Here is a 14002-nt window from a genome sequence, read left to right as displayed (position 1 = left end):
TTTTTTTTATCCTTCGCTTCCCGTTATTGCATTGCGTGACCCGCCTTTAAATCATGCGGGTTTGCTCACCCGCATGAAATACCGTACCAGCAGCGTGCCGGCCAAGGCCAGGCTGATACTGTTGCCGAACCAGAAACCGGCGGCGCCGCGTGTCCACTCGGGTAGCGCGTCGATCAAGCCGAATCCCATCACATACCCACTACCCAGCCCCACGCCCCACAGCGATCCTGCGTAGATCAACGTCGGAATCAGGGCGATCTTGTACGCGCGCAGGATGAAGGCGGTCATGACCTGCACCGCGTCAAATGCCTGATAGAACGCGACGAACAGCATCAACGGCAGTGCCTTGGTGACTACAGTCGGATCCTTGGCGTAGGCCTGCAGCAGCGGCTCGCGGAGCAGCCACAGCAGGGCGCCTGTCAGCAGCGCCAGCCCGGCCCCGAAGCGGATGCCGCGCCACGCCAGCCGGCGTGCCCCAGCCAAGTCACGCGCGCCAATCGACTGGGCCACCAGCGTGGACGTGGCAATCGCCAGAGAGAGCGGCATCATGTACGCTACCGCGCTCAGATTGGCGATGATCTGATGCCCGGCCAGCGTCTCGGTACCGAGTCGTGTGATGAAGATCGACATCAGCGTGAACGAGGTGATCTCGATCAGATAGGTCAGCCCCATCGGCACGCCCAGCCGCAGCAGCGGGCGGATCTTGCTCCAGTTTGGCCACTCCCAGCCGGCAAAAAGCGCCAGCGGCCGGTAGGCGGCGCCGGTGCGCAGGATCAGCAGGCCGGCGATGCACCAGGTCCAGCTGATCAGCGTGGAGGCCAGTGCGCAGCCCGGACCGCCCATCGGCGCCAGCCCCAGTCCCCCATGAATGAACCACGCGTTGAGCGGCACCTTCATCGCCAGCCCGGCGATCTGGAGCACCGTCACCATGATCGGCCGCGACAGCGCGTTGTTCAGCGCCATATAGATGCGGAAGCTCAGCGCGGCCGGCAGGCCGAACGCCACGATATGAAGATAGTGCGAGGCCTTCTCGACCAGCTCAGGCGGCGCCTTGGCAAACGTGAGCAGCGGCCCAGGGAACAGCAGCAACAGCATGCCCGGCACGGCCAGTGCCACACCCAGCCACGCGGCCTGGCGCACTTCGCTGCCAATCTCGGCGGTGCGGCCCGCGCCATAGAGTTGGCCGGCGATGGGTGCCAGCGCCTGGAGCACCCCCATCAGGCTGATATAGATGGTGATGTAGATGGAGCCGCCCAGGCCCACGGCGGCGAGGTCGGTAGCGGAGGCGCGCCCGGCCATCACCGTATCGATGACGCCGAAGGCCACCACCGCGAGTTGTCCGACCAGGACGGGCGCGGCGAGGTGGAGGATGCGGCGAATGTCTTGCAGCGCGCTGCTCATTGTTCTTGTCGGAAAGCATGGCGCGCCGGCTCAGTCGTGAGTCCGGCGCGTGAGGGGGGGCGAGGGGGGTCCTGCGCGGAGGATTAAGGCTGGCGCGGCAGGCGGCGCGGCACCGTGGGCCGGGGCGGCGCAGCGCGGCCAACATCGACCAGCCGGTACAGGCGGAAGCGCTCGTCCCGGTCCGCAGGCCGGCGGCCTTCCCAGACCAGCCGCCATTCGAAGTGCGAAATGTTGCCGGGCGGGCCGTAATCCACGGCGTCGTGGCGCAGCAGCACGTCGCAGCCGTCATCGGGCCCGCCAAAGCGGATATGGCCGTAATACGAGAACGACGCCAGTTGCGCATTCCCCATGCGGATCGGCTGCACGCAGGTATAGGTCGACGGTAGCGCCATCGAGGCGGCTTGCGCCACATCGCGATAGGTCTTGGCGTAGTTGATGGCGGGCAGCCACAGCGTCATGGCCATCACCCACATCAGCGTCGTGCCGGCGGCCGAGATCACCACCGGGCGCCAGATCTGCTTGGGCGCACGCGACAGCCGCCAACGCACCACCAGTACCCAGGCCAGCGTCACCGCCAGCGCGATCACCACCGCGCTCCAGGTGAACGAGTGCTGGAAGCCCGGAATCAGCCGGTACACGTTGTTGGCGATCTTGGGCGGAAAACCGGTCGTGCGGGCGATCCACATGAACCAGAGGAAGCCGCAGAAGATCGTGAAGAACAGCAGGGCGAACCAGTCGATCGCGTTGATTACGCCACGCGCCAGCGTGGGCAATGCGAAGGCAGCCAGCACGGCCATCGGCGGCAGCAACAGGATGAACTGCACGTCGCCGGGGCTGCGTTGCAGCACCAGCAACAGGAGCAGTGTCGTCAGCATCGACAGCGGCAGCGCTACGTGGGCCGCGCGCCGCATGCCACGCCACGACAACCACGCCCAGACGGCCACCGGCCAGACCGGCCACGCGAACAGGAACAGATTTCGTGCGATGAAGCCGGCCGCGGCCAGTGACGGCCCGCCATAGGTGCGACGGTCGTAGCGGGCCCACTCGCGGATGAAGGTGACAGCCTCGTCGCGGTCGGCCGCGCCCAGGTACACCATCGCCATCCACGCGCCGACGATGGCCAGCGCCAGCGGCAGGCCAATCCCCGCCAGCCACTTCGCGGGCAGCGGCCGGCAGGCCACGGCGGCAAGGGCCGTGGCGAGCAGCAGGGCGGTGGCCAGGATCGGCCCGCTGGACAGGCACAGCGCGCCCAGCCCCACGCCGTACCAGAGGCTGCCCTGCACGGGCTTGTCCAGGCTGCGCACCAGCCCGTACAGCATGAAGGCGATAAAGCAGACCTGGCCGACCTGCGCCGTGGTTTCGTGCCCGCGCATCGCCAGCCCCACGCATGCCAGGAACAGCAGCAGCGCGCCATCGGCCAGCGCACGGCCATAGGAGCGCGCATCGGGCTGGCCGCCGAACGCGAACGCGAACGGCTGCACTTCGTCGCGTCGGCCGAGCAGGTAGGTGGAATACCAGATGAAGGCGCAGGTGCCGAAGTAGAACAGCGCCGTGGCCAGCCGCGACGCGTCCGGGGCGCCGAGCCAGCCGCCAAACAGCCGGATCATGATGCCGCCGAGCCAGAACACCAGCGGGCCGTCCTCGCTGAACGGCCGGCCGGCGATGTTCGGCATCAGCCAGTCCTGTGTACCGCCGGTGGCGAGCTGCCACATCACGCCGAAGCCCGCGGCATCCTCGTTCTTCCACGGATCGCGGCCGAACAGGCCGGCCAGCCCGTAGATGATGCAGATGGCCAGCAGCAGGGCGCGCGGCAGCGCGCCGGTGGCGGCGGCGGTCAGGTGGACGGGAGAGGTCTTGGCTTGACTCATCGGCGGTGAAATCGTAGGCAGCAACAATCGGCTGCACAAAAGCAAAGAGGCAGCCGATGCTGCCTCTTTGTCAGGTCGCGCGCGGCGGGAGCATCTGTTCCCTCGTGCGCGGCATGCTCGCGGCTCCGCGAGATTACTTCTTCATCGTGCTCAGCTTGCTGCCGAACTTCTGACGGAACTTCTCGACGCGGCCGGCCGTGTCCATGATCTTCTGGGTGCCGGTGTAGAACGGGTGCGATTCCGACGACACTTCGATCTTGGCCAGCGGGTAGGTCTTGCCGTCGTGTTCGATCGTGTCCTTGGTCTGGATCGTCGAGCGGGTCACGAACTTGAAGTCGTTCGACACGTCGTGGAACAGGACTTCGCGATAATTCGGGTGAATGCCTTCTTTCATGGTGCTTCCTTTCAGGTTGGGTAGCCAGTCCGCTCATGTCTGCCGCGTGCGTGCATCGGATGACGAATGCTTGCGACGAGCGAACCACTTGCCGATAACGGGCAAACCGGGATTATGCCAGAAAGACAAGCGCTTGGACAACAATACGCGCGCGGCTGTGACCATGTCGTCGGGTGTTCGGAAGTGCATTTTGCGTCATTTTTTGGCCGGGTCCTGACGATAGAACGTGGCCAGCGCTTCGTATAGCGTAGACCAATGCCGGCGCAGGCCTTCGGGCTCCACGAAAAATGCCTCGGACGCCACTGCGAAGAACTCGCTGGGCGCCTCGCATCCGTAGGGGTCGATCACCCGCAGCCGGGGCGGCAGCCGCTCGGGGTGGTTCCATGCACTGTCCGGTACGGCCTCGCAGGCATCGGCGAAGGCATCGTACTGGCTCAGGAACGCCTCGGCCCACTGTTCGGCATCGACGCCCGGATGCAGCACGCGTGAGAAGGGCGGCACGCCGTCGGGCTCGCCGTCGAGCATGTCGAGCTTGTGGGCGAACTCGTGGATCACCACGTTGTAGGTGTCCGCCGGCAGCGCGTGGTCGGAATCGAGCCCGGCGCCGGGCGTGCTCACGTCCTGCCAGGACAGGATGACGGGACCATGCTCCCACGCCTCGCCGCTCGCCTCCTCCTCCACGCCGTGCACCAGCCCGATCTCGTCCTCCACGGTGCGCCGGATCAGGAATTCGCCCGGATACAGCACGATGCCGTGCCAGCCGCGATACCACTCGATACCGAGCTTGAGGATCGGCACGCAAGCCTGCACGGCCACGCTGACCACCATCTCATCGGTCAGCGGCAGGTCGTGGGCAGTCGAATATTCCTTGCCGGCGATGAACAGCGTGGCCAGCTCGCGCAGCGCGGCCTGATCCTCGGCGCCGTAGCGCTGCACGTAGGGCAGGGCAGCCACGGTGCGCGTCCAGAGGTCGTCCGGAATGGCGTAGTGCTCGAGCTTGCGGGCGCGTGAGCGCGAGCGCAGGTAGCTGGTCAGTTTGCCGAACATGGGCGGAGGGTCGTCGGATCGATTGGCAGAGACAAAAAAGGCGCACCCAAGGGTACGCCTTTCCTGCCTGATGCACTACCGGGGCGGTTAGCCGCCGCGGCGCATCATGTCGAAGAACTCCGCGTTGTTCTTCGTCGGCTTCATCTTGTCGAGGATGAATTCCATCGCCTGCACTTCGTCCATGTCGGAGATGAACTTGCGCAGGATCCAGATCTTCTGGAGGATTTCCGGCTTGATCAGCAGTTCCTCGCGGCGCGTGCCCGACTTGTTCAGGTTGATGGCCGGGTAGACGCGGCGCTCGGCCAGACGGCGCTCGAGGTGCACTTCCATGTTGCCGGTGCCCTTGAACTCTTCGTAGATCACGTCGTCCATGCGGCTGCCGGTTTCGATCAGCGCCGTGGCGATGATGGTCAGCGAACCGCCTTCTTCCAGGTTACGCGCGGCGCCGAAGAAACGCTTCGGGCGTTGCAGGGCGTTGGCGTCCACACCGCCGGTCAGCACCTTGCCGGAGGCCGGCACCACGGTGTTGTAGGCGCGTGCCAGACGGGTGATGGAGTCCAGCAGGATCACCACGTCGCGCTTCAGTTCCACCAGGCGCTTGGCCTTCTCGATGACCATTTCGGCCACCTGCACGTGACGGATGGCCGGTTCGTCGAAGGTCGACGCCACCACCTCGCCGCGCACCGAGCGCATCATTTCCGTAACTTCTTCCGGGCGCTCGTCGATCAGCAGCACGAACAGGTCAGCTTCCGGATGGTTGTTCGCAATCGCATGCGCGATGTGCTGGAGCATCACGGTCTTGCCCGACTTCGGCGAGGCCACCAGCAGCGCGCGCTGGCCACGGCCGATCGGGGCGATCATGTCGATCACGCGGCCGGTGATGTTCTCTTCGGCGCGGATGTCACGTTCGAGCTGGAGCGGCCGGTTCGGATGCAGCGGCGTCAGGTTCTCGAACATGATGCGGTTCTTCACCGCTTCGGGCGCCTGCCCGTTGACCTTGTCCACCTTGACCAGCGCGAAGTAGCGCTCGCCGTCCTTCGGGGTCCGCACTTCACCTTCGATCGAATCGCCGGTATGGAGATTGAAGCGGCGGATCTGCGAAGGGCTGATGTAGATATCGTCCGTGCTGGCCAGGTACGAGGTTTCCGGCGAGCGGAGGAAGCCGAAGCCGTCGGGGAGGACTTCCAGCGTGCCGTCTCCGTAGATGGTTTCGCCCATCTTGGCGCGCTTCTTCAGGATCGCAAACATCAGTTCCTGTTTGCGCATCCGCTGTGCATTGTCGATCTCGAGCGTTGCCGCCATTTCGAGAAGCGCAGACACGTGAAGCGATTTGAGTTCTGTCAGGTGCATAGACGAGGGGTACAGAAGTGGCCCGGACGGGCGAGACCAAAGGGAAGGGGGAAAGAATGAGCGAACGCTCGGGGAAGTTGTTGATGGCATCTTAGCACAATCCGGCCGGCGCGCCAGAGCTGGCGCACGCGAAGCCGGATCATGCGGTGCCGCAGCCAGCCATGCCGGGCTGGCCGCGGGGTCTGGCGTCAGGCCAGGGCCGGGACGTTGTTCTTCAGGAACGCGGTCAGGTCCGACTTGGACAGGGCGCCAACCTTCTGGGCGACAACCTTGCCTTCCTTGAACAGGATCAACGTGGGAATGCCACGGATGCCGAACTTGGCCGGCACCTGCTGGTTCTCATCCACATTGATCTTGGCGATCTGCACCTTGTCGCCGAAATCGCGTGCCACTTCGTCCAGGATCGGGGCGATCATCTTGCACGGACCGCACCACTCGGCCCAGAAGTCCAGCAGGACGGGCTTGTCGGACTGGAGGACGTCGGCGTCGAACGATGCGTCGCTCACATACTTGATTTGTTCGCTCATGGCGTGAAACCTCTGGGGCTCAGTTGATGTTGAAGGCTGACCGCTACCTTACACGAGAATCCGGCGATCGGTTTGCGATGGCGCCGGAGGCAGTCAGGTCAGACAGGTCGTGCCGTTGATGTCGATATGTTACCAGCTTGCCGAATTTCAATACCCCCTCGGAACGGGGTGCCGACAGGGCCGGGGACAGGTGCAATTGTGCCCCTGCGCGGTAATACCTGCTCAACATTGTGTTAATCGCGGCAAGAGAATCGCTCAATCGGCATCGGGTTATCCAGTACTCAAATGGATTATCTTTGTGCCCGGGGAATTCCCCCAATAAGGGTATCCGGCATGACCTGAAAAGCACTTTGAGAATCCTCCCCATGCCGGCCGACCGGCCGCGCGCGTAGAATGATATGGATTGCCAACCCCGCAGGCACCACAAGGCCACCGACCATGACTGCCGATCCCCGCAAGCCCGATCCCGCCGACGATCTGCCCGACACGCCACCGGACGTGGATCACCTGAGCGACGCCCTGGCGCACCTGAACAGCGCGGTGGAGACCAACAGCATTGCCACTGGCGCGGCCCGTGGGCTCGTCTACAGCGTGATGGAGACGCTCGGCACGCTGGTTGGCGATCCGGACCTGCCCGAGCACGCCCGCTCCGGCTACGAAGGGTTGCTCGAAACTGCCCGCGAGTTGCGTGCGCGGCTGGAGCGCGGTGATCACTGACCCGCGCCCGCCCGGGCTGCCGGGCGGCCCCGGCCAACGCCATCGTATTTCCTTGACTGACTACGCCGTGGCGCCCTGGCGCGCCACGGCCCCGTGCCCCCATTTGCGCCTGACCCGACGCGGTCGGGCGCGCCATCCATGACCCGGCTTTCGTTTTCTCCCGGCCCCGCCTTCCTTGAGCAGGCCGCCACCGCGACGTGGTATTTCCTTGACCATTGCGGACCGGCCGCCGCCGGCGCACACGTGGTCGTGCCCACGGCCGCGCAGATTCCGGGTGTCAGGCTGGCGCTCGACGCCGCCGCGCGCACCGCCGGCACGCCCCGGCTGCTGCCGCGCGTGCTGACGCTGGGCCACTGGCTGCTGGACCTCCCGCCCGACCTGGAAGCCGAGCCCAGGCCGGTGCGCAGCCATGCCGCGCGCCTGCTGGCCGTGCAGCAGGCCATCCGCGAACAGGACTGGCTGCGCCGCGCGTTCGGCGCCCAGACCGAGGGCGCCGCCTGGGGGCTGGCGCAAACGCTGCTGTCGATCAGCGACGAACTGAGCGCGCGCTGGCTGGAGGACGCCGCCGTCCGCGACGATGACGATATCGATGGCGAGGATCGCGCCGCGCTGCTCCAGGGCGCGTTGCAACGCACCTATGCGCACCTGTCGGAACAATTTCTTGGTCAGGAGGCGCAGATTGTTCTGGCGTTCTGGCAGATGCTTTCCGGTCCGGACGATCCGCTGCCAGCCCGGCGCCGCGCCCTGCAGCGGCTGGCGCAGCAGGTGGCCGGCCCAGTGGTGTGGATTGGCCCGACGCCGCCCGAACCCGTCGAGGCCCGCTTCCTCGCCCAGGCTGGCGAGCAGGTGCCGACGCTCGAAGTGGGCTACGACTGGTCCGGCGGCGCGCACGATGCCGAGGCCACGCCCGACTGGTACGGCACGCTGCTGGCACTGTGGCCCGAGGCACGGCGGATCGATGCAGTGGCAGACGAAGACGAATCTGATGCGTCAGACGATTCCCTGACCCGTCAGTCGCAAAATGCATTGCCTGATCAGCTCCCCGAACATCGCCCCCGCATCCGCGTGGTCGGCAGCGCGCGCTTCGAGGACGAGGCGACCGCCGCCGCCGACCAACTCGTGCAATGGCTCAACGAAGGCCGCCGCCACGTCGCGCTGGTCGCGCATGACCGCGTGGTGGCCCGCCGGGCCCGCGCGCTGCTCGCCCGCGCCGGGGCGCCGGTCCGCGACGAAACCGGCTGGAAGCTCTCCACCACGCGGGCGGCCGCCGCGCTGATGCGCTGGTTCGACGTCCTGGCGCGCGATGGCGACACCGCCGCGCTGCTCGACCTGCTCAAGAGCCCGTTCTGCCTGCCCGGCTTTGCCCATCGCGGCGGCGCCATCGCGCTGATGGAACGCCAGATTCGCCGCGAAGCCATCACCGGCGGCTGGGCGCGCCTGCGTCATCTGTTTGCCGAGCGGCGCGCCAACGCCACGCTGGTCGATGCCGAGACGATGGACGCCGACGAGGCCCAGCAAGCCACCCGCGCCGGCGCGCGCGCGTTGATCGCCACGCTGGCCGACGAGGCCGCCGCGTGGCCGCGCGGCCTGGCGCAGAAGCCCCTGACGGTCTGGCTGGAGCGGCTCGACGCCACGCTGGACGCGCTCGATATGCGCACGCCCCTCGCCGCCGACGACGCCGGCCGGCAGATGCTCGACGCCCTCGCGCGGCTGGCCGAGTTGCCCGACGACGAGACCGGCGCCCACGCCACGCTGAGCCAGCAGGAATTCCGCGCGATGCTGTCCGCCTTGCTCGAATCGGTGGCGTACAAGGAGCCGTCCGCGCAGAGTTCGTCCCGCATCACGATCCTGCCGCTGAACGGCGCGCGCATGCGGCGCTTCGACGGCGTGGTGATCGTCGGCTGCGACGATGCGCAACTGCCGTCCAGCGCCGCCGAACTGATGTTCTTCTCGAACCAGATGCGCCGCGAACTGGCGCTCGAAGACCGCGAGGCGCGCTTCGCCCAGCAGGCGCGCGATCTGGCCGAAGTGCTATTGAACAACGACGACGTGGTGATGACCTGGCAGCGCTTCGGGGGGCGGGGCGAGCCGCACCACGTGTCGGGCTGGATCGAGCGACTGTCGGCGTGCTGCGCGCGCGCCGGGGCGCCGATCGAGGCCAGCATCGCCCCGCGCCTGCACGACACCTTCGCCCAGCCCGGCTATATGCCGGTGCCGACCGCCCCCGAGCGCGTGCCCGCCCGCTGGAGCGCGCAGGCGTACAACATGCTGCGGCGCTGCCCGTACCAGTTCTTCGCCGCGCGGATGCTCGGGCTGGCCGGTCTTGAGGCGGTAAATGACGACCTAGAGAAGCGCGATATCGGCAATCTGCTACACCGCGTGCTGCTGCAATACCACGCCGAAATCGCCGAAGCCGACGAACAGGACGCCGCGCGGCGGCTGGCCCGGCTGCGCCAGATTTCCGACACCGTGTTTGGCGCGCTGATGGCCGAGGACGGCAACGCCATCGGCTACTACCGCCGCTGGCTGGAGGTGCTGCCGTCCTATATCGACTGGCAGGCCGCGCGTGAGGCCGAGGGCTGGCTGTGGCGCGCCGGCGAATTCGACGTGAGCGTGGATGTGGCGATGCCGGACGGCTTGCCGCTGCGGCTGGCGGGCCGCATCGACCGGCTCGACAAGGGCCCGGATGGCGCGCACGCGGTGCTCGACTACAAGACGCAGCCGGCCAGCCGCCTGCGCCGCAAGGCCGGGGATGCCGAGGAAGACTGCCAGCTGCCGTTCTACGGCCTGCTGCGCGCCGATGCAGTGGCGGGAAGCTGGGTCGCGCTGGAAGGCGTGAAGCACGGCGGGAAAGACAGCGCCGCCGCCGCGCAGCGCGAAGTGGAACTGCCCGACTTCGCCGCCGCCGTCACGTGGCTGGAGCGCCAGCTGCGCCACGATGTGGGCCGCCTGCGTACCGGCGCCAAGTTGCCGGCCTTCGGTGACGCCGCCGCCTGTACCTATTGCGAAGCCCGCGGCCTGTGCCGCAAGGGCTTCTGGGAATCCACCGCCTTGCCAGATCTGCAGTCATGACCGACGTCCACGCCTACCTTCGCGATGGGCACCCCATCGAAGAGGCCGATTTCACGCGCGCCGCCTGCGACCCCGCCCGCTCGGTGGTGGTGGAGGCGTGCGCCGGCAGCGGCAAGACCTGGCTGCTGGTGGCGCGACTGGTGCGCTTGCTGCTGGCCGGCGCCGCCCCCCACGAGATTCTGGCGATCACCTTCACGCGCAAGGCCGCCGAGGAGATGCGCGAGCGCCTGCTGGAAGTGCTCTCGCAACTGGCCAGCGGCACCGACGCCGAGGTGCTGGCCGCCCTGACCATGCGTGGCCTGACCCCGGACGCCGCCCGGGCCGCGCTGCCGCGTGCGCGCGGGCTGCACGCGAAGGTGCTCGCCTCGCCGGGGCGCATGGCCATCGACACCTTCCACGGCTGGTTCGGCACGCTGCTGCGTGGCGCACCGCTGGCCTCCGGCATCGTGCCGGGCGCATCGCTGCGGGAAGACGCCCTGCGCATGAAGCGGGAAGCCTGGGCGCCGTTCTGGCGTGCGTTGGCCCAGCCCCAATTCGCCGAATTGCGGGCATCGTACGAACAACTGGTCGATGCCATCGGCGACTTCCAGGCGCGCAGCCTGCTGGACCGCATGTTCCACGCGCGCAGCGAATGGTTTGCGATGCGCGAGGCTGGCGACCCGGCGACGATGCTCGCGGAACACCTCGGCGACGATGCCACGGCGGACGTACTGGTGGAGGCGCTCTGCGAGGGCGAATGGCTCGACGACTGCACGGCCCTCGCAAAACTGCTAGGGCAGGGCGGCAAGACCGAGCACGGCCATGCTGCCCGGATGATCGACGGCCTGACCGCCATCCGCACCTGGCGCGAGGCGGGCGGCGCGCCCGGCGACGCCGCCGCGCAAGCCTTCCACCGCCTGCGATCGGCGTTCTTCACGGCGGCGGGCGAGCCACGTGCGATGCGTCGCACCACGGCGCTGGTCAAGGCCGCGGGCGGCGAGTCCGCCGTGGACGATCTGCTAGCCCGCCATGCCGAACACTGCGCCCGGCTCGACGAGATCGCCGCGCGCCGCTGCGAGGCCGCCGTGCTGGCCATCAACCTCGCGCTGTACCAACTCGGCGATGCCCTGCTCGAGCGCTACCAGCGCTACAAGAACGACCAGCGCGCGATGGATTTTGCGGATCTCGAATGGCTCGCCGCCCGGCTGATGGCCGACGAGGAGACCGCCACCTACCTCCAGGTGCGGCTGGACGCGCGCTACAAGCACCTGTTGCTCGACGAGTTCCAGGACACCAATCCGCTCCAGTGGCGGATCCTGCAGGGCTGGCTGGCCGGCTACCAGGGCCTGGGCGAGAAGCCGACAGTCTTCCTGGTGGGCGATCCAAAGCAGTCGATCTACCGTTTCCGTCGCGCCGACGCCCGCCTGTTCGGCGCGGCGAGCGCCATGCTGCAGGCCGATTTCGGCGCCACCGTACTGCGGACCAATCGCACGCGGCGTAACCGTCCGGAGGTGCTCGACTGGGTCAACGCCGTGTTCGACCATGCGCGCGCCGAGGGCCGCTATCCGCTGTACGAGACCCAGACCACGGCGCTGCGCGAGCCCGGCGGGCCGGTCTGGCTGCTGCCGCTGGTCGAGGAGCCGGCTGAGGACGAAGCCGAGGTTCCGGCTGACGCCCCATCCCACCGCGACACGCTGACCCAGCCGCGCACGCGGCAGGGCGATTCGCTGCGCTACGAAGAAGGCCGGCGCGTGGCCGCCTGGCTGCACCATGTGCGCGACCACGTGCCCGTGCGGGAAGGCGACACCACGCGGCCTGCCTGCTGGCGGGACATGCACCTGCTGGTGCGCCGCAAGACCCATCTGGCCGATTACGAGCGCGCGCTGCGCGAGGCCGGCATCCCGTGCCTGAGTCCGCGCCGGGGCGGCCTGCTGGCGACGCTGGAGGCGCTCGACATCTCCGCGCTGCTCGCCTTCCTGATGACGCCGGAGTCCGACCTCGACCTCGCGCACGTGCTCAAGAGCCCACTGGTGGGCGCCACCGACGATGACCTGCTGCTGCTGGCCGGCCTGGAAGGCGAGGGCGGCTGGTGGGCGCGCATCCACGCGGTGGGCGTGCCGCCCGAATGTTCCGATGCGCTACGTGGCGGCGTGGCCCGGCTGCGCGCCTGGCTCGCGCTGGCGCCACAGCGACCCGTGCATGACCTGATCGACCATATCTATGATGCGGGCGAGGTGCGCCGCCGCTACGCCGAGGCCGCGCCAGCCGCCATCCGCGAGCAGGTGCTGGCCAATCTCGACGCCTTCCTGAAGCTGTCGCTGGACCTCGATGGCGGTCGTTATCCGAGCTTGCCGAAGTTTATCGACGAGTTGCAGGAAATTCGGCGCGGCGACGAGGACGAGAGCCCCGACGAGGGCGGCATGGGCGAAGGCGTGGAGGACGGCGAGGCGGAGCCGGAAGATGACGGCGAAAGCCAGCTTGATGCGGTGCATATCCTGACCGTTCACGCCGCCAAGGGGCTCGAGGCCCCCTTCGTGGTGCTGCTCGACGCGAACCACAGCGACCCGGCGGCGGACCGTGGCGGCATTCTGGTTGACTGGCCGCCTGAGTCGCCGGTGCCCCGGCATTTCTCGGCCTACGGCAAGCGCAGCGAGCGCGGCCGGGCCCGCCAGCCCCTGTTCGAGGCCGAAGCGGCGCTGGCCGAGCGCGAGAACTGGAATCTGCTCTATGTGGCGATGACGCGCGCCCAACAGGGTTTGCTGGTGAGCGGCGTGAAGGGCCGTGCGAGCAAGGCCGAGAAAGAGGGCGCGGCGGCCGAGATCGCGGGTAGCTGGTACGTGCGACTGGCGGCGGCAGGCGTGGGCGAAGCGGTGGACGGCTACCCGGAAACCGAAGCTGCCCCAGGCGATGCCGCGCTGACGCCAGTGAGCGAGCGCGTGCGCTACGCGGACTTCCGCCTGCGCTATCGCGACGCGGCGCCACTCCCGCAAATTGACGAATTCGATGAGTTCGACGACAAAGACCAGGAAGAAACGGTGGTGTTCGACGCCGCAGCGGCGGCCCATGGCGAACTGGTCCACGCCTTGCTGGAACGGGTGACGCGCTATCCGGAAGCCTTCGGCGCCTTGCCGGACGTGCCCACGGTCATGCGCTGGTTCCCGCTGACCGGCGCCGGGGCGCCGCAGGCGCGCGAACGCTGGCAGGCCCAGGCCGAAGCGGCCGTGGCCGACGTCCGCACGATGCTGACCGCACCGGCGCTGCGCCCGCTGTTCTTCCCCGAAGCGGCGCTATCGTCGCGCAACGAGGTGGAACTGTACGACGGGCGCGGCCGGCTGCTGCGGATCGACCGACTCGTGGAATTCACCGACCGCGTGGTCGTGATCGACTACAAACTGCGTTTGCTGCCGCAGGAACATGCCGCCTATGGCGCCCAACTCGCGCGCTACGTGGCGGCAGTGGGGCCGATGTTCCCCGGCAAGCGCATCGAGGCCGGCGTGGCCACGGCGGCCGGGGAGTGGATCGACGCGGGCAGTTTGCGCGCGCCGGTTCCGGCAATGCAGCAGGGGTCGTTGTTCTGAGCGATTGGGGGCATGCGCCCCCAATCGAAAAATGGGAGCAGAATAGGCGGCATTGCAGGGCGTTGCCGA

The 14002-nt window shown here is 67.7% G+C and carries 9 protein-coding genes; 3 read left to right on the top strand and 6 right to left on the bottom strand.

Features of this window, described 5'->3' with window-relative positions:
* Positions 1-51: 51 nt before the first annotated feature.
* From BM115_RS01315 to trxA, 6 genes are all read right to left on the bottom strand, one after another.
* Entirely contained in the window at positions 52-1401 is a 1350-nt protein-coding gene (locus BM115_RS01315; protein ID WP_092289752.1) for an MATE family efflux transporter, read from the bottom strand.
* 83 nt (positions 1402-1484) lie between these two features.
* On the bottom strand, positions 1485-3269 hold the full coding sequence (locus BM115_RS01310) for an ArnT family glycosyltransferase (RefSeq protein WP_092289750.1): 1785 nt from the start codon (positions 3267-3269) through the stop codon (positions 1485-1487).
* Positions 3270-3402: 133 nt separating this feature from the next.
* The gene (locus tag BM115_RS01305) at positions 3403-3663 is read right to left on the bottom strand and encodes a type B 50S ribosomal protein L31 (protein WP_092289748.1); all 261 of its coding nucleotides are present in this window, start codon (positions 3661-3663) and stop codon (positions 3403-3405) included.
* Between the two features lie 195 nt (positions 3664-3858).
* The gene (locus BM115_RS01300) at positions 3859-4710 is read right to left on the bottom strand and encodes a M90 family metallopeptidase (RefSeq protein ID WP_092289746.1); all 852 of its coding nucleotides are present in this window, start codon (positions 4708-4710) and stop codon (positions 3859-3861) included.
* Positions 4711-4797: 87 nt separating this feature from the next.
* On the bottom strand, positions 4798-6060 hold the full coding sequence (gene rho, locus BM115_RS01295; protein WP_092289745.1) for a transcription termination factor Rho: 1263 nt from the start codon (positions 6058-6060) through the stop codon (positions 4798-4800).
* Positions 6061-6248: 188 nt separating this feature from the next.
* Positions 6249-6587: a thioredoxin TrxA gene (gene trxA, locus BM115_RS01290; RefSeq protein ID WP_092289743.1), complete on the bottom strand. Its 339-nt coding sequence runs from the start codon at positions 6585-6587 to the stop codon at positions 6249-6251.
* 438 nt (positions 6588-7025) lie between these two features.
* Here trxA and BM115_RS01285 point away from each other — a divergent pair, with 438 nt between their 5' ends.
* From BM115_RS01285 to BM115_RS01275, 3 genes are all read left to right on the top strand, one after another.
* The gene (locus tag BM115_RS01285) at positions 7026-7304 is read left to right on the top strand and encodes a hypothetical protein (RefSeq protein ID WP_092289741.1); all 279 of its coding nucleotides are present in this window, start codon (positions 7026-7028) and stop codon (positions 7302-7304) included.
* Positions 7305-7442: 138 nt separating this feature from the next.
* Positions 7443-10376, top strand: a complete 2934-nt coding sequence (locus BM115_RS01280; RefSeq protein ID WP_092289739.1) for a PD-(D/E)XK nuclease family protein — start codon at positions 7443-7445, stop codon at positions 10374-10376.
* Positions 10373-13933, top strand: a complete 3561-nt coding sequence (locus tag BM115_RS01275; protein WP_092289737.1) for a UvrD-helicase domain-containing protein — start codon at positions 10373-10375, stop codon at positions 13931-13933. The genes BM115_RS01280 and BM115_RS01275 overlap by 4 nt, the downstream gene beginning before the upstream one ends.
* Positions 13934-14002: the final 69 nt, after the last annotated feature.

Source organism: Cupriavidus sp. OV096 (assembly GCF_900115455.1).
Lineage (GTDB): Bacteria > Pseudomonadota > Gammaproteobacteria > Burkholderiales > Burkholderiaceae > Cupriavidus.
This window is presented reverse-complemented; position numbering and strand designations above follow the sequence as displayed.

What these genes read in the sequence shown, in the direction of transcription:
- BM115_RS01305 (WP_092289748.1), bottom strand. Translation starts at nt 3,663, where the DNA reads ATGAAAGAAGGCATTCACCCGAATTATCGCGAAGTCCTGTTCCACGAC.
- rho (WP_092289745.1), bottom strand. Translation starts at nt 6,060, where the DNA reads ATGCACCTGACAGAACTCAAATCGCTTCACGTGTCTGCGCTTCTCGAA.
- BM115_RS01275 (WP_092289737.1), top strand. Translation starts at nt 10,373, where the DNA reads ATGACCGACGTCCACGCCTACCTTCGCGATGGGCACCCCATCGAAGAG.
- BM115_RS01315 (WP_092289752.1), bottom strand. Translation starts at nt 1,401, where the DNA reads ATGAGCAGCGCGCTGCAAGACATTCGCCGCATCCTCCACCTCGCCGCG.
- BM115_RS01280 (WP_092289739.1), top strand. Translation starts at nt 7,443, where the DNA reads ATGACCCGGCTTTCGTTTTCTCCCGGCCCCGCCTTCCTTGAGCAGGCC.
- trxA (WP_092289743.1), bottom strand. Translation starts at nt 6,587, where the DNA reads ATGAGCGAACAAATCAAGTATGTGAGCGACGCATCGTTCGACGCCGAC.
- BM115_RS01285 (WP_092289741.1), top strand. Translation starts at nt 7,026, where the DNA reads ATGACTGCCGATCCCCGCAAGCCCGATCCCGCCGACGATCTGCCCGAC.
- BM115_RS01310 (WP_092289750.1), bottom strand. Translation starts at nt 3,269, where the DNA reads ATGAGTCAAGCCAAGACCTCTCCCGTCCACCTGACCGCCGCCGCCACC.
- BM115_RS01300 (WP_092289746.1), bottom strand. Translation starts at nt 4,710, where the DNA reads ATGTTCGGCAAACTGACCAGCTACCTGCGCTCGCGCTCACGCGCCCGC.